The 14,120-nt window shown below is 61.2% G+C and carries 13 protein-coding genes; 5 read left to right on the forward strand and 8 right to left on the reverse strand.

Going from position 1 to position 14,120, the window contains the following annotated elements; translation table 11 throughout:
* Positions 1-1,064: 1,064 nt before the first annotated feature.
* On the forward strand, positions 1,065-1,637 hold the full coding sequence (locus RCH14_RS16605; protein WP_343027214.1) for a serine acetyltransferase: 573 nt from the start codon (positions 1,065-1,067) through the stop codon (positions 1,635-1,637).
* 333 nt (positions 1,638-1,970) lie between these two features.
* Here the strand turns inward: RCH14_RS16605 and RCH14_RS16610 are convergent, their stop codons facing one another.
* The 3 genes from RCH14_RS16610 to RCH14_RS16620 all read right to left on the reverse strand — a co-directional run bounded on the left by RCH14_RS16610 (position 1,971) and on the right by RCH14_RS16620 (position 4,989).
* Positions 1,971-3,011 carry an acyltransferase family protein gene (locus RCH14_RS16610; protein WP_343027215.1) on the reverse strand — a complete coding sequence of 347 codons (1,041 nt, stop codon included), beginning with the start codon at positions 3,009-3,011 and terminating at the stop codon, positions 1,971-1,973.
* Between the two features lie 427 nt (positions 3,012-3,438).
* Positions 3,439-4,479 (reverse strand): DUF4214 domain-containing protein, encoded by a 1,041-nt coding sequence (locus tag RCH14_RS16615; protein WP_343027216.1) that lies wholly within the window; start codon positions 4,477-4,479, stop codon positions 3,439-3,441.
* Between the two features lie 99 nt (positions 4,480-4,578).
* Positions 4,579-4,989 (reverse strand): TerB family tellurite resistance protein, encoded by a 411-nt coding sequence (locus RCH14_RS16620; protein ID WP_343027217.1) that lies wholly within the window; start codon positions 4,987-4,989, stop codon positions 4,579-4,581.
* Between the two features lie 107 nt (positions 4,990-5,096).
* On the opposite strand from RCH14_RS16620, the gene RCH14_RS16625 reads away from it, so the two are divergent.
* On the forward strand, positions 5,097-5,984 hold the full coding sequence (locus RCH14_RS16625) for a LysR family transcriptional regulator (protein WP_343027218.1): 888 nt from the start codon (positions 5,097-5,099) through the stop codon (positions 5,982-5,984).
* Between the two features lie 16 nt (positions 5,985-6,000).
* Here the strand turns inward: RCH14_RS16625 and RCH14_RS16630 are convergent, their stop codons facing one another.
* Positions 6,001-6,753, reverse strand: a complete 753-nt coding sequence (locus RCH14_RS16630; protein ID WP_343027219.1) for a LexA family transcriptional regulator — start codon at positions 6,751-6,753, stop codon at positions 6,001-6,003.
* 154 nt (positions 6,754-6,907) lie between these two features.
* On the opposite strand from RCH14_RS16630, the gene RCH14_RS16635 reads away from it, so the two are divergent.
* From RCH14_RS16635 to RCH14_RS16645, 3 genes are all read left to right on the forward strand, one after another.
* Positions 6,908-7,114 (forward strand): hypothetical protein, encoded by a 207-nt coding sequence (locus RCH14_RS16635; RefSeq protein ID WP_343027220.1) that lies wholly within the window; start codon positions 6,908-6,910, stop codon positions 7,112-7,114.
* Between the two features lie 96 nt (positions 7,115-7,210).
* Positions 7,211-7,633 (forward strand): DUF5710 domain-containing protein, encoded by a 423-nt coding sequence (locus RCH14_RS16640; RefSeq protein WP_343027221.1) that lies wholly within the window; start codon positions 7,211-7,213, stop codon positions 7,631-7,633.
* Positions 7,634-7,693: 60 nt separating this feature from the next.
* Positions 7,694-9,631, forward strand: a complete 1,938-nt coding sequence (locus RCH14_RS16645) for an energy transducer TonB (protein WP_343027222.1) — start codon at positions 7,694-7,696, stop codon at positions 9,629-9,631.
* 98 nt (positions 9,632-9,729) lie between these two features.
* Here the strand turns inward: RCH14_RS16645 and RCH14_RS16650 are convergent, their stop codons facing one another.
* The 4 genes from RCH14_RS16650 to RCH14_RS16665 all read right to left on the reverse strand — a co-directional run bounded on the left by RCH14_RS16650 (position 9,730) and on the right by RCH14_RS16665 (position 14,011).
* Positions 9,730-10,860, reverse strand: a complete 1,131-nt coding sequence (locus tag RCH14_RS16650) for a DegT/DnrJ/EryC1/StrS family aminotransferase (protein ID WP_343027223.1) — start codon at positions 10,858-10,860, stop codon at positions 9,730-9,732.
* 93 nt (positions 10,861-10,953) lie between these two features.
* A complete protein-coding gene (locus RCH14_RS16655; RefSeq protein WP_343027224.1) occupies positions 10,954-12,282 on the reverse strand; it encodes a nucleotide sugar dehydrogenase in 1,329 nt (442 codons plus the stop codon).
* A 72-nt stretch (positions 12,283-12,354) separates the two neighbouring features.
* The gene (locus tag RCH14_RS16660) at positions 12,355-12,765 is read right to left on the reverse strand and encodes a hypothetical protein (RefSeq protein WP_343027225.1); all 411 of its coding nucleotides are present in this window, start codon (positions 12,763-12,765) and stop codon (positions 12,355-12,357) included.
* Between the two features lie 289 nt (positions 12,766-13,054).
* Positions 13,055-14,011 carry an N-acetylmuramoyl-L-alanine amidase-like domain-containing protein gene (locus RCH14_RS16665; protein ID WP_343027226.1) on the reverse strand — a complete coding sequence of 319 codons (957 nt, stop codon included), beginning with the start codon at positions 14,009-14,011 and terminating at the stop codon, positions 13,055-13,057.
* Positions 14,012-14,120: the final 109 nt, after the last annotated feature.

Genomic DNA, 14,120 nt, shown 5'->3' on the forward strand with positions numbered 1-14,120 from the left:
GCTGTCGGTAAAGCGGGAGGTCTTCATGCAGAGCTTTCTGTGTCTTAAGTAGAAAATTCTACTTCTGATCGCGCTCTTTTTGTGGGGGGATTACCCCCGAGCTTCTGGTAACTTCCATGCGGCAGCATCGCCGATTGGGATACGGGGATCGATTCCCAGCCCTCTGATCTTGGCTTGGAAGATGTATTGCTTCTTTCCTCCCGCTGTAGCTCGTAGACCGAGGCCGGGGGCGTCTGAGTCCCAGAGGAACGATTGGTCTTTGCCTTCCTCGCACTTGAACCCTGTAACCCGTGACACTGTGAAGTTGACTTTTGCCATAGCTTGAAATCTCCGTAAGCGCTCCGTAAGCGGAATGGAAGCATATCAATCTAGTTCAGTCAAAGCAAGGTCAAGCTAAGTAATTCATAACCTGCTGATTATTATGATTATTTATCGGAAAGTCTAGTTTGATCTAGTCTAATCAATGCTATCACCCGCAGACTTCTAAGCTGTGGGTCGGGGGTTCGATTCCCTCAGGGCGGGCCAGATTCCCCTCATTATTTCAAAGCTTTGATCAGTCGCCATTGTTGATGGTTTCAGCAGGGCGTGCTCAGCTCGTCGCCAGTGTTGCTGGCGGGTTGCGAACGGCTGGCAGCACGGCGCAGAAAGCGCCGACCTGTCGCGCAAGCATTGTAAGGTCCCACGCCGCCGGATTCGGAACGCCGTTCACCGATCTCCAGGTCAATATGGCAGGGGGCAGCGGCGACTGAGCTCGCCACCATGCACCACACCCCAATGCCACGCATGTCCGCTCTCCCGGACCAAGTTCCCTATCTAGACGCGGCAATCGAACCCACCACCCAGAGCACCCGGCGGTAGCGCGCTGTGGTCGTGAACCCAGCCGCCGCCCACGTCTCAAGCTATGCGCTGCTGTGCCAGTAACCGGCGTGCGTGATATGTCGTAAGAAGGCCACTCAGCCGGGCCAAAGTAACGAGGCATTTCTGATTGATGTAATTTAATTAATCACTTGGAATAAATTTGGTTATAATCCTGACAAATAATCAATAATGAAATCGGGGGCAGAATGGGTGATTGGGAACGCGATTTGGCCCGGTATGGTATGCGGCGACCATTTCTCAAGGAGCAGTCAATTTGGGCCGTCTGGCTTTATCGTCGTGGGCGCTACCTTGACCGACAGCCGGAAGGCTTTGGAAAAAAGTTCCAAATGACGTTGTATTGGTTAGCGTTTCGTCTGATCGAGACAACGACCGGCGTCAGCCTTCCAAAATCTGCCGATATTGGTCCGGGTCTGCGGATTTGGCACTTCGGCAGTATCTTTATTCACCCTGACACGAAGATTGGTGCAAATTGTACCTTGCGCCAAGGTGTCACTATCGGCAATCGTCATGTCGACGGTCCTGTGCCCGTACTGGGTGATGACGTCGAAATCGGCGCGTATGCGCAAATATTGGGTGGCGTAAAAATTGGCAACAACTGTCGTATCGGTGCTATGTCGGTCGTGCTGACGGATATGCCAGATGGCAGTACGGCGGTAGGCGCTCCCGCACGCTTGGTATTGAAGTCTCGCATAGAATGCAACGAACTAATTATTCAACAGCGTTCAGCCGAAGGCTTCGCATCGCAGGGGCGTCATTAACGGGTTCAAAGCATGCTTGGCGCAATAATCCGCCAGCCCTGCATCAGCCGTTGGCATGTTTCGATCCGCTTACCACGCCGGTTCTCCGCCGTACGTTCAACTCAGCATTCTGTCGACACTACCTGAAGGCGACGCAAGATCAAGCCCGGACTCGCCCACACACGCGCTGATCTGAACGCTAGCGCAAGAGCCTGAGCTGGCACTGCGTGCCTACCAAGCTTTCCGCCGGGGTTCGTTATCAACCACGCTGATCCTGGCCAACCCGCCATGCACGATGCTTGAGCAAGAGCCTGTCATCAAAGAGCAGCGGAAGCTTTGACGCCGGCTGCAACATCAGGTGACAAATTGTTTTGTTCCGCGCCATTGCGCCAGCATGAACGAAGTGCCAAGTGATAGTAGAAAGACGACTGCTAAGTAGGCAGGTCCTCGGAGGTAAGGATTCTCTACAGTCTGCTCCAGCCAGCGTACGTGCTCTACGAAATAATAATGTGATGCGTACACTCCCAGAATCAGGGGGCCAACGGATGAAAGCGCTTTTACGCGTAAGTAACGTGTATTGGACAGTGCAATCATACTCATGCCCAATCCAAAAAAGTATGTTCCGACGATATAGTCGTGCAAGAGGGGAGTACCCCATTGCCTGTGAATCCATGTCGTTTCGAAAAGTTGCAATGTAAATCCACCGGCAGCCAGGCCTATTCCGATGGGAAGTAGAGCAAGACCTTGGCCGTAGCGGTGAATTGCGTAGCCGCTCGCAAACATGATCAAACTGAAAAACGGACCGTTTCTGAAGTTGAAGTCAGACGTGAACCCGTATGGCGCATCGGCGTAGGCACTCCCAGCCAGGCCCACAGCGAAAAGTAAAGTCGCCAAAACAAACAAGGTGAGCTCGCGACCTCTCGCAAGCAATGCACCGCTGATCAGTGCTGCGATGGCAAGTGCTGGCAGAAACCAAAGATGATTTTTAGTGCCTTCCAGGACTGCACTAAGAAATCGGATTGGATCAAACGGATAGACAACGCTCAAAATATTTGCGAGAAAGCTGTTTAATCCTTCTTGTCTGATTAAATATAAAGAAGGTCCGATTGCATATATAAATGACCAGAAGAAAAATATCAATATGACGCGCTTGCTAATAGCCACCGAACGTGGCCAGTAGTCGCCAACGGCGGACGAGCGGGAAGCCCACAGGTAGCCGGATATGACAAAGAAAAATGGAACGGCAAAGCGCGCAAACTGGTCGGCTATCGTCGCTGTGTTCAAGCTCGTGACGTTGACCCTGGAGTACCAAGGCGAGTGAATTTGGATCACGGCTAGCATTGCGAGCACGCGCATTGCGTCAATGCTATCGATTCGAGCATGCTTAAATTGCATGTATATTCCCGGTAAAATGTTGGTGACTATACGAAGCCGAGGTTTCCATGAAACATTTAATTTGGATCCGAATTCTTCTGTCCGTTGGTCGCAATAGCCCTAGGGCCGTAGGGCCATCCGGCGTCCGTGCTTACGAGGAATGAGTCTGCAGGTTCTGGAAGAGGTGCTACTCGCCTCATGCAAGCGCGTTGCGGTGAGGGTGGCGTGGCTGTATTTCTGAGATCGAGCGCACCACACTTCTACCCAGACCCCTCGTCGATCGTGCTTTATTTCGGGAGACTTGCTGCGAACAATGCTTGAGGATAAGGCAGCGATCCAAGTGCAGTTGGACTTTTAAGAGTGAATTGCCGCGAGATTTATGGAGCAAGCTGTGGGTCAGGCATTCATTTCCCACAGGGCGGGCAACGCTCTCGACTTCGTCTCCCCATCACGTCACAATGAACTCGTAGCCAGCCTGCAACGAACCAACGACCTGCGCCTGGTTTTCCGGGCTTTCGCTAAATTGCACGACCAAGTCTGCCTTGGTAATCGCCTTGCGTTCCAACGCGCCGAGCCAGTGCGCAAAGCCGCCGGCATCCGGCGTCCGGTCGAGCACGTTTGCGTAGAGCGCCGTGATGAGCGCAGCGTCCGTGGGCGCGGCGCCGTACTGGCTCTTGAATTCGGGCGACTCGACGAATGCCTGCGCCACCGACCTCAATGACTGGCCCTGGCCCATTTGCCCGATCCAGTAACCCAGCCCGCCCACGTCGGGCGTGCGATCGAATGCTGCCTGGTACAGGCGGTAGGCCTCGGCAGGAAAGCCCTGCGTTTCGTATGAGATAAACGCGCCGTCGTCAAACGACAGGCGCTCGACGCTGCGCAGGACATCGGCGCCGTCGTAGCCGACCAGGTCGGTGACGGTGATTGCGCCATCGCGCAGGCTGACGGTGTATTCGTTGCGTCGGCCTTCCAGCACGAACGTATCGATGCCGGCGCCGCCATCGACGACGTCATTCGTGCGCGTGCTGTACAAGGTATCGTGGGCATCCGTGCCGGTGATCCGGGTGGTCGTGGGCACGCGGCTCTCGTACACATTCACGCTGGCATAGGTGTCGTAATAATCCTGGTCCCACGACGCGTTGATGTAGTACCAGCCCGTGTAGGCTGCCGTGAAGGTCGCGTAATCGTAGCCGTAGGCGCCGCTGCCATCGTCCGCAGCGATTGCATTGCCGGCGTCGTCGTAAATGCGCAGCATGAACGGATCATGGTAGCTGCCGCTTTGCACCGTGTAACCCATCCCGGCGTTGGCGTGGAACACGAAGATATCGTCCTTGGCCGCATACGGATCGACCGTGCTGTAGCGGGCGGTGCGGCCGTAGAACTGGGCCAGTTCGGGGTCCCGGACCGGGTCGAGGTCGAGGCGCCAGGCCCAGTTCATTTCAGACCGGGTCAGGTCATCCAGAGAATCCAGCGTGGGGTAGGCGGACATGGCAGGCCTCGGGCAATGGGATGCCCTGATTATAGGCCCGGCAATATCCGCCAATCGGTCAACATGGTTACGCTTTGTAAGCAACCATTTGCGTACTCATCACGCCGCCGCAGGGAACGGCTCGCTTTCGTCACCCCAGGCCGCCAGAGCACGGCGCAGCAGGCGACGTTCACGGTGATCGATCATCTGGTCAGCCCGCACGATGTCGAGCATTCCTTTGAGCACCAGCGCGCGCAGCGCGGGATCCTGCACTTCTTCCAGCAGGGCGTCGATCGTCGCCGGTTCGATTTCGACCATGCCGGCTGCGTGATTGGTGCTGTAGGCCAGCAAATCCTGGGTCAGCTCGCCAGCGGCATCGTCGAACGTGTCTTCGCTCACGCCCAGAACCTCGAGTACACCGCTGCGGTGCAGCGTCTTGAGCTCTTGCGGCGCCAGGCGGCCGTCGGCGATCATTGCCAGGGCCAGCAGGCGGCTCATGGCCTTGGGACTGTCGGTTGGGTAATTTCTCATTGCTTCCTCGCTTCATGTGAACTGAGTCACCAATATACGGTTGCGCAATGCTAAAGTAAAATCGAATAATCTTTAGCAATTCTCAATATTTTTGGTGGTAACGGCGAATGAACTACAAGCACCTGCAGTACTTTCATGCGGTCGCTACGGCCGGCAGCGTCGTGCGCGCGGCCGAGCAGTTGCACGTCTCGGCGCAAGCGATCAGCACGCAATTACAGCTGCTTGAAGACCAGTTTGGCGAGGAACTGCTGCGCAAGAAGGGGCGCGGCCTGGTACTGACCGAAGCCGGCAAGACCGTCCTGCGTTACGCGGACCAGATATTCAGTCTCGGGAATGAACTGGAGCAAGCGGTGCGGCGCGGCCTGTTTACCGAAACGGAGACCTTGCGGGTCGGGCTGTGTGACGTGATTGCCAAGACGATGGCCTTCCGGCTGTTGCAGCCTGCACGCGATGCGGGGCTCGCCATGCATCTGGTTTGTCGGGAGGGACGGTTTGGCGACTTGATGGAAGACCTGAGCGCGCACCGCCTCGATCTGTTGATCTCGGACCAGGGCTTGCCGCCCGGCGGGGCCGTGCGTGGCCACAGTCACCTGCTTGGCTCGAGTACCGTCACGGTCGTGGCGCATCCCGACGTTTGCGCGCGCTGGGCCGGTGATTTTCCGCAGCGCCTGAAAGGCGCGCCATTCCTGATGCCTGGCCAGGGCGCAGCGCTGCACAGCCAGCTGATGGCGTGGCTCGAGGCGCAGGGCTTGCGCCCGATCGTCGTTGGCGAATTCGACGACGGGGCGCTGCTTGGCGCATTCGCCGGTGCCGGTGCGGGCTTCATGGTGGCCCCAACCGTGCTCGCGGCGTCACTGTGCGCGCAATATGGGCTCGAGCCGGTGGGTGTGATCGACGCTATTGTCGAGCAGGTCTATGCCGTGACTGTCGAGCGCCGGGTGCACCATCCGGCGCTGCGACGCATTCTGGAACGGGCGCCGCACGTGTTCGCCTGAGGGTGGGCGGCGCAGGTCAGATGCGATCGCTTTCCTTGCGCACGACACGGCCAATCACGATGCACGCGTCGCCCTGACATCGTTTGCGGTGGTAGGTGCGCTGGTCAGGGTTGTCGGACGTGAGCCACCACTGCGCTGCATCGCGTGCCAGGCGCTTGACGACGGCTTCGCCCTCGACATTGACCGCGAACACGGCGCCGGCGACCGGCTTGGTGTCGAGCGTGTTGATGACGACGATGTCGCCTGCGTACAGCGACGGTTCCATGCTTTCGCCCTTGACGTAGATCGCGATCAGATGCGATGGACTGTATTGGTTGCGTTCCAGCCAGGTGCGGCGCATGCCGAGCGTGCCGCCATCGCGTGCTTCCGGTTCGGCCTGGTATCCGGTGATGCCGGCTGACAGGCGCAACTTGACCATTGGAATGGGCACGAAGGCATCGTCATCGCCTTCGGCCACGACGCGCAGCGCATTGGGGAAACCGCTTAGTCCAGGCAAGCCGGGCAGGGCGCCGCCGGCGGTGGCCGGGCCACCCGCCAAGGGCGCCAGGATGTCGGGCGGCAGGCGGTAGCCAGTGACCCGGGAAATCGCCAGCAACTGCTTCAGGTTGGGGCTGTGCTTTTCATTTTCCCAGTGCGAGATATTGGCCTTGGTGTGGCCGCGTTCGGTACCGAGTTCGAGTGCGAGACGGGCGCCCAGCGCCGTGCCCGACAAGCCGGCGGCGGTGCGCGCTTCTTTCACCCAGTTAGCAATCATTGTTTGAAGGTCCATGTTCGTATGGTAAAGGAAATCTATACATTGAGGTATAGCTTTTCTTTACTGCTGTGGTATAGTTTTCCTATACTTTGATCCATTGCATTGATGTGGCGCAGGGTAAGCGTGGGCTTGCGGGTGCAGGTTCCGCCGCAAGCACAGGGGAGACACGATGATCATTGAAACATTGCAGCGCCTGGTGGACGCCAACCTGGCCGGGCTGGCCACCGAGCTGACGCTGACCGATATCGGCGCGCTGATCGGCATGTTCAGCGCCTTGCTGAGCACTATCGGTAATTTGTTATATACATGGCGCAAGGACCGGCGCGAGCAGCGCGACAGCGATGCCGCCTGGGCCCGGCGCCAGAAGGAGCCGTGAGTATGGCGCTCGTCGGCGCCGCCGGCACGGTTCGGCGACCAGCGCGGCGCGGTAGAATAGCAAACCGCAAGCACATCGATCCGGAGCAGTTCACACATGGTTTTTCTCACCGTCCCCTACGCCGAAAAGGATGCCGCCAAGGCGCTCGGCGCCCGCTGGAATCCCACCCGCCGCCGCTGGTATGTGGCCGACGGTGTCGCTACCGAGCCGTTTGCCAAGTGGATCGATGCGACATCTGCATCTGCATCGACCTCGGCATCTGCCCCTGCCTCCGCTGGCGGCGCGGCCAGGCCGGTTGCCAAAACGGGTTCCGGTCGGGTGGACAGCTACCAGGGCAAGACGGTGGTCGGCGTGAATTACGTGGCGCTCGAACACGATTGCAATCCACTGGAAGAATGCCCGAGCTGCCGCCAGAAACTGGAAGACACGCCATGGTGGCAAGCACGCGCCAGCCTGGCGACGCTGGTCGCCGGCATGCCGGGGACGTCAAGTATCCGGATGCCCGGCAAGCCGTCGTGATCGCCATACGGGCGCGTTAACGCTAAGATGCCAGCCTGACAATACCTTCCACACGACGCCATGCATCCTGCGACCGCCAGCACGCGCCGCGCCGGCCACGCCCGCAGCAATCGGCGCCTGGCTGGCGGGATTGCCATCTCGGTGCTGCTGCATGCCTTGCTGTTGTCGCTGCAGTTCGGTGTGCCGGGTAGCGATCCTGGCGGTGGCGGACCATTGAGCGTCGTGCTCGCCCCGGTGACTGTGCCTTCTGCAGCGCCGGCTTCCTCGCCGGTGCCTTTGGCGGAGCCGGTGCCTGTCGCTGAGCCGGCACCGATGGTTGCTGCGTTGCCGACGCCGACGGCCCGGCCACCTGTTCAGCAAGCACCTGCGGCGCCCGCGGCGGCTAGCCCTCCGCCGCCCGCGCCTGCGCGCGGCTTGCGTCTTGTCGATCTGCCGCGTCCGCTGCCTCCACCGTCGCCTGCGGCTGCAACGATTGTGCCGACGCCGACGCCGAAGGTGAGCCGGCACCGGCCAGCGCCGGTCGCGGTCAAGCGTGTCCTGCGCGATGTGACGACGCCCGTAATTGTGATGGAAGCGAACCCGGCGTCCGAGTTCGCTGTCGCGGTGCCACTACCCGACGTGGATGCCGGTCGATCACCAACGGTTGCCGAGCCGATCAACCCGCCGGAGGAGGTGGCCGTCAGCGAGATGCCAGTCACTCCGGAACCCATCGTCGATGCTGAGGCGGAGCGTGTTGCGCAGGAAGCGGTGGCACGGCGCGCTGTAGAGGCGGCGCGTGAGCAGGCATCGCAGCAGGCATCGCAGCAGGCATTGCAGCAGGAGCGCGCCTGGCAGCGCGAGCAGGAGCAAGCTCGGCTGGCGCAGGCGCAACGCGATGCGGTCGAGGAGCGCAGGCTGACCGAGCAGCAGCAAGCGCAGCAGGCGACGCGCGATCAGGAGGCGCTGCTGCGACAGCGTGAACAACAGGCGGGAGCGGCGCGCGAACTGGCGGCGCAGCGCGCAGCGCAAGCAGCAGCGACGCAGGAAGCCTCGGTGAAGGAAGCGGCCGGGCAGCAGCATATCGAGGCGCTAACGCAACGGCGTCTGGCCGATGAGCGCGCACGCCAGCAAGCGGCCGAGCGTCAGCTTGTCGAGGAAATGGCGCAGCGTCGCCAGGCCGAAGAGCGCGCACGCGAGCAGGCGGCCGAGCGCCAGCGCATCGACGAACTGGCCGAGCGCAGGCTGGCCGATGAGCGGGCACGCCAGCAAGCCGTCGAGCGCCAGCGCATTGAAGCGCTGGCAGAGCGCAGGCTGGCCGACGAGCAGGCACGCCAGCAAGCTGCCCAGCAGGCGCGTCTGGACGCCGAGCGGCTGGCACGCGGCGCCGCCGAAGACGCAGCGCGTCAGGCGACGGCGCAGCGTTTGCAGGCGCAGGCTTCCGGGCCAGCCCCCGGACCGGCTGCGGGGCCAACCGCCGGCGGCGGTCCGGCGGCGACGCGCGCGGGCGGCGCTGGCGCCGGCCCGGGCAGTGGGCTGGGGCCCCAGCCGGGGCCGGGCACCATGGCTGGCCTGCCTGGCAACCGCGCACGCGAGTTGCTGCGCGGAGTGACGATCCCGAATGTGGACGCCTCCGGCTTGCCGCGCGACCCGTCGGCCGGCAACCGCCGCGTGGTGGCCGCTGGCGGCGAGCGCGATGCGCCGCTGCGTTTGTATGTCGACAGCGTGCGCCAGAAACTCGAGCGCAACGCCGTGCTCGGTGGCGCGCGCCTGTCGTTGCGCGATGTGCGCATCGATCCCCTGGTGAGCGTTTCGCTGCGCAGCGACGGCAGTATCGACGAGATCACCATCGTGCGTTCGAGCGGCCGCGCCGACATGGACGATGCCGTGCGCCGCTTCGTGCGCCTGAACGCCCGCTACGCTGCGTTTCCGCCGAATGTTGCCGCGAATTTCGACGTGATCGAGATCCGCCGTATCTGGCGCTTTGCCGAGGGACTCAAGCTCGTCGAAGAGATGCGCTGAGGCCATCTGGCGCCAGTCACCACATCATCGGCGGTCATATCGATGGCAAACGTTGTCACTTTTCAGGCGGACCACGTTGGGCCGTTCGTTCCATTGCATCACCCCGGTAGCTCGACCGATTCAACGCTTTGCAGTTGCCGCGCTGCGGTCGCGTCCAGCAAACTCAGGGCGACGCGGCGCGCATCGGATGCCGCCAGGTAAGGCCCGATTGGCAAGCTCAGCACGGACGCAGCCATGGCGTCGGTGACGGGACAAGACGCGCCGGCCGCCAGGTGGGCGTAAGCAGGCTGCCGGTGCACCGGCACCGGGTAGTGCACGACGGTCGGGATGCCGGCTTGCGCCAGAACCGCGCGTACTCGCTCGCGGTCCTCGACCAGCACTGTGTACTGCGCATAGACGCTGGTCCGGTCGGACCGCGAGCCAATAAGCGGCACATGCTGCTGCAGCATTGCATCGTACGCGGCCGCGACCAGGCGGCGCTGCTTGATCTCCTGGTCGAAGCGTTCCAGCTTGGCCAGCACGATAGCGCATTGGAGTGTGTCCATGCGAGCGCCGGGGCCGAGACGGACATGCGCGTGGCGACGCGCGCGGCCATGCATGCGGATGGCGCGCATCGCACCCGCGAGCGCATCGTCGTTCGTCAAGAGTGCGCCGCCATCGCCATAACAACCGAGGGGATGGGCCGGGAAAAAGCTGGTGCAGCCGATCAGCGACAGATTGCCGCTCTGGCGGCCGTGGTAGGTCGCGCCAAAACTTTGCGCGCCGTTCTCGATCACGGTCAGGCCGTGACGGGCGGCGACGCTGCTGATGGCGTCCATGTCGGACGGCTGGCCGTACAGAGAGACAGGGATGATGGCGCGCGTTGCCGGCGTGATCGCTGGTTCGATCAGGCGGGGATCGAGCGTGCAGGTGGCGCGCTCGATGTCGATGAACACCGGCTTGGCACCGGCGAGCAAGATCGCCTCGGTCGCGGCGATGGCTGCGAACGGTGAGGTGATGACGTCGTCGCCTGGCCCAATGCCGACTGCCATCAGGGCGATCGCCATTGCCGTGGTGCCGGACGATACAGTGATGCAATGGCGCGCGCCCGTGTAGCTGGCCAGGCGTTGCTCCAGTTCGGCGACCTCCGGGCCCATGACGTATTGGCCGTGGTCGAGAACGCTCTGGATGCGGCTATTGATCAGGCTGCGCGACGCGTCGTATTGCGATGTCAGGTCAGTGAATTTCATTCGTTGTCCTCGTTCACCAATGGTTGCGGCGCCCAGCCGAGGCGCAGCACCCGTGGCCATTCGTGGCCACGGGTGCTGGGCATGTTGCGCGATTCAGGCCTGCACGACGTTGGGCGAGCGGATCGGGAACACCCCCCGCGTATCCACGATGAGGGTGGCGTACTGGCGCACGAGTTCATAGTCGACGGCGCTGTGACCGGTGGCCAGCAGCACCACGTCATACGAGGCGAGCGAGGCCGGGGTGAGTTCGACGCTGGACAAGTCGAAGTGGTGCTCGCGCATGCGCGGGAACACCGGCACATGGGGGTCGGAATACTCGACCATGGCGCCACGCGCGCGCAGCAGTTCCATCAGTGCCACCGAAGGTGACTCGCGCATGTCGTCGACATCTTTTTTATAGGCGATGCCCAGTACCAGGATGCGGCTGCCCATGACGGCGCGGCCACGGCTGTTCAAGGCATCGGCGACCTTGGTGATGACCCAGGCCGGCATGTCGCTGTTGATCTCGCCAGCCAGCTCGATGAAGCGCGTGTGCAGCCCGAACTGGCGTGCTTTCCAGGTCAGGTAGAACGGATCGATCGGGATGCAGTGCCCGCCCAGACCCGGGCCGGGATAAAACGCGGTGAAGCCGAATGGCTTGGTGGCGGCGGCCCGGATGACTTCGTGGATATCGATGTCCATGCGGTCGGCGATGATTTTCATTTCGTTGACCAAGCCGATATTGACGGCTCGGTGAATGTTCTCGAGCAGCTTGGTCAGCTCGGCCGCCCGGGTCGAGCTGACCGGAACGACAGTGTCGATCGCCTGCCGGTACAGGGCCAAGCCGGCTTCGAGGCAGGCATCGGTCGAACCGCCGCAGATCTTGGGGATAGTACGGGTGTGGAAGTCGGGGTTGCCGGGGTCTTCGCGTTCGGGTGAAAACACGAGGAACACATCGTGGCCGACGCGCAGGCCGCGCGCTTCCAGGCGGGGCCGCAATTCTTCTTCGGTGGTGCCGGGGTAGGTCGTGCTCTCGAGCGACAGCAATTGCCCGGGCCGCATATGCGGCAGGAGTGACTCGACAGTGCCGATCACGTACGACAAATCGGGCTCGCGGTAAGCGGTGAGAGGCGTGGGGACGCAGATGATCAGCGCATCGGCCTCGATCACGCGCGAAAAGTCGCTGCTGGCGACCAGTCCCGCGGCGCGCGCGGCACTGATCGTCGTCCCCTTGATGTGGGCAATATAGCTCTCGCCCCGGTTGAGCTGGTCGACCTTGGCGGCGTCGATGTCGATCCCCAGCACGTGGAAGCCTTCGGCCGCGTAACGCAGCGCGAGCGGCAGCCCCACATAGCCAAGGCCGATGATGCCGATCACGGCGTGGCGCTCGCGTAGCCGCGTCAGCAACTGCTCCAGGTGAACTGATTTGATCTCGTCTCGCATGGGTTCCTCGACAATGTAGTGGCAGTAACAGCGACGGTGAAAATGACGGGTGAGAATGCAAACGGCAATGCGTCAGGGGGGTGATCGTGCGGCGGGATGCCGCTGCGCTGCCTGGGTCGTGATGGAAAAAATGATCAAGCTACAACCGAATAATTGAATGGCGCCGCCGTATGGGGCGGATAACAAGAATGAGAATGTGGTAGATTCTGCAGGCAGAAAATAATAATTATTGGGAATAAAAGAAACGCCGACACCATGTGGATTTGCCAGATATAAATCGCTCCCGGAAAATATCGTGGCGATTAAAAACCAGAGTCGCAATGCAAACCGGTCCGCCCTGTTCGTGAGGAAAATCATGGGCCTTAGAAGCATCGATATGATGCCGGCAAGGGGCAGGCCGGGCATCCGGAAGCGTCCAGTGAACATGGTCATCATTTCCTCGCTTGAAAAAATGGCCTGCCGCGATCCAAGAACTTTATTCACGCCAAGGTCGAATCAAAGCACTATCCGAGCGTCAATGCGTCGACCGAATAATACTGAAATTGATTGCCCGTTATTCGCGAGTTGATTATCCAGCCCGCATTGCATGGCGGGATTGAGATCACTCAACAGCGCTCAGGGATAACAGCGATCGAGCCCTATTCAAACCTCTTGGTGAAAATAGAAATAGAATTAAGGAATTAAGTTTCTAATTCCCTATTGCTTAAATGAAGATTCAAGCGGAGGAGGGTAACGTTCCCAACCCGGCAAGCCGGGAACGCGAGGCGGCGTACTACGCGCCCGGCCGGCCAGGGCGCGGTTGCGGCGCCATCGGTGGCACCGTGATCGACTCGTTCAGGCGCAGGAACTTGAAGCCGGCCAGCATCTGGCCGGGCTTGCCGGCGCGTGCATTGTCCGCTTCGCGCCCGGCCACGCGGGCCATGTACGAGGCAAACGTCTCTTCGCGCACCTTCGGCGCCGACGAATGCAGGAAGTGCCGCTCGCCGTTCGGCCCCAGCACCACCAGGCCCACGTGCGAGGCCCAATATTCGCCGTTGCGGGTCGAGATCACGTTGACGAAGTCGCCTTCGTGCAACTGATCGAGGATGGCCGCCACGCCATCTTTCGGCACGTAATTCTGGCGGCTCGTCTCGACGGGGATGTCACGCACCGTGTTGTGGCGGGTGCGCAGGAAGCGTGCGCGATCGACCCGCATGTCATAGCCGGGGCCGTTCGGGCCGGCCAGGTGGGCGGTGATATCGGTGAGCAGCCAGCGGTTGGCCACGTTCCAGTCCAGCTCGGTGTAATGGTTGCGCGTGGCCACGCCGATCACGCCGTCGCGATAGCGGATCCGCTGCAGCATCCAGAAGAACTCATCCCACGATTGCGACAGCGCCATCGCATACGTGTGTTCCGCAAAGACGACGCAATCGCTTTGTTCGAGACTGTACATCGGCAGGCTGTCGTGGAGTTCGAACGGGAACTCGCCCAGCAGGTTCAGCGAATACGGCTGGCCGATGTTCTGGCGGCCGATCGCGGCGATGCGCTTGCGCAGGTCGGGCTGCGCGCCCTGCATGTGCGTGATGTACTGGCCGGCCTCGAACGGCGTCATCTTGTAGACCGGCTTGTCCAGCAGGGCTGCCATTGGCGTGGGCGGCGGTGGCGCACCCGGGATCGGCGGCGTGGTGGCGGAGGGACTGGCGCAGCCGGTCAGGACGGCGCTCGCAAGAAGCAGGCAGGCAAGGCGCATGGCGTTCATCTCGAGAGAAGGGAAAGTGTCACGCTAATCCGGTGTGGGCGCTGGGGATAATGAATTCTGCGTAGTTGCCCATAACCAGAACGACCCGTCGCCAACATAC

The sequence above is a fragment of the Massilia sp. MP_M2 genome, from assembly GCF_039123635.1.
Taxonomy (GTDB): domain Bacteria; phylum Pseudomonadota; class Gammaproteobacteria; order Burkholderiales; family Burkholderiaceae_D; genus Telluria.

Bases quoted from the DNA above. Each gene is read 5' to 3' on its own strand.
- RCH14_RS16645 (WP_343027222.1), top strand. From the start codon at position 7,694: ATGCATCCTGCGACCGCCAGCACGCGCCGCGCCGGCCACGCCCGCAGC.
- RCH14_RS16665 (WP_343027226.1), bottom strand. From the start codon at position 14,011: ATGCGCCTTGCCTGCCTGCTTCTTGCGAGCGCCGTCCTGACCGGCTGC.
- RCH14_RS16605 (WP_343027214.1), top strand. From the start codon at position 1,065: ATGGGTGATTGGGAACGCGATTTGGCCCGGTATGGTATGCGGCGACCA.
- RCH14_RS16640 (WP_343027221.1), top strand. From the start codon at position 7,211: ATGGTTTTTCTCACCGTCCCCTACGCCGAAAAGGATGCCGCCAAGGCG.
- RCH14_RS16615 (WP_343027216.1), bottom strand. From the start codon at position 4,479: ATGTCCGCCTACCCCACGCTGGATTCTCTGGATGACCTGACCCGGTCT.
- RCH14_RS16620 (WP_343027217.1), bottom strand. From the start codon at position 4,989: ATGAGAAATTACCCAACCGACAGTCCCAAGGCCATGAGCCGCCTGCTG.
- RCH14_RS16625 (WP_343027218.1), top strand. From the start codon at position 5,097: ATGAACTACAAGCACCTGCAGTACTTTCATGCGGTCGCTACGGCCGGC.
- RCH14_RS16630 (WP_343027219.1), bottom strand. From the start codon at position 6,753: ATGGACCTTCAAACAATGATTGCTAACTGGGTGAAAGAAGCGCGCACC.
- RCH14_RS16650 (WP_343027223.1), bottom strand. From the start codon at position 10,860: ATGAAATTCACTGACCTGACATCGCAATACGACGCGTCGCGCAGCCTG.
- RCH14_RS16610 (WP_343027215.1), bottom strand. From the start codon at position 3,011: ATGCAATTTAAGCATGCTCGAATCGATAGCATTGACGCAATGCGCGTG.
- RCH14_RS16655 (WP_343027224.1), bottom strand. From the start codon at position 12,282: ATGCGAGACGAGATCAAATCAGTTCACCTGGAGCAGTTGCTGACGCGG.
- RCH14_RS16635 (WP_343027220.1), top strand. From the start codon at position 6,908: ATGATCATTGAAACATTGCAGCGCCTGGTGGACGCCAACCTGGCCGGG.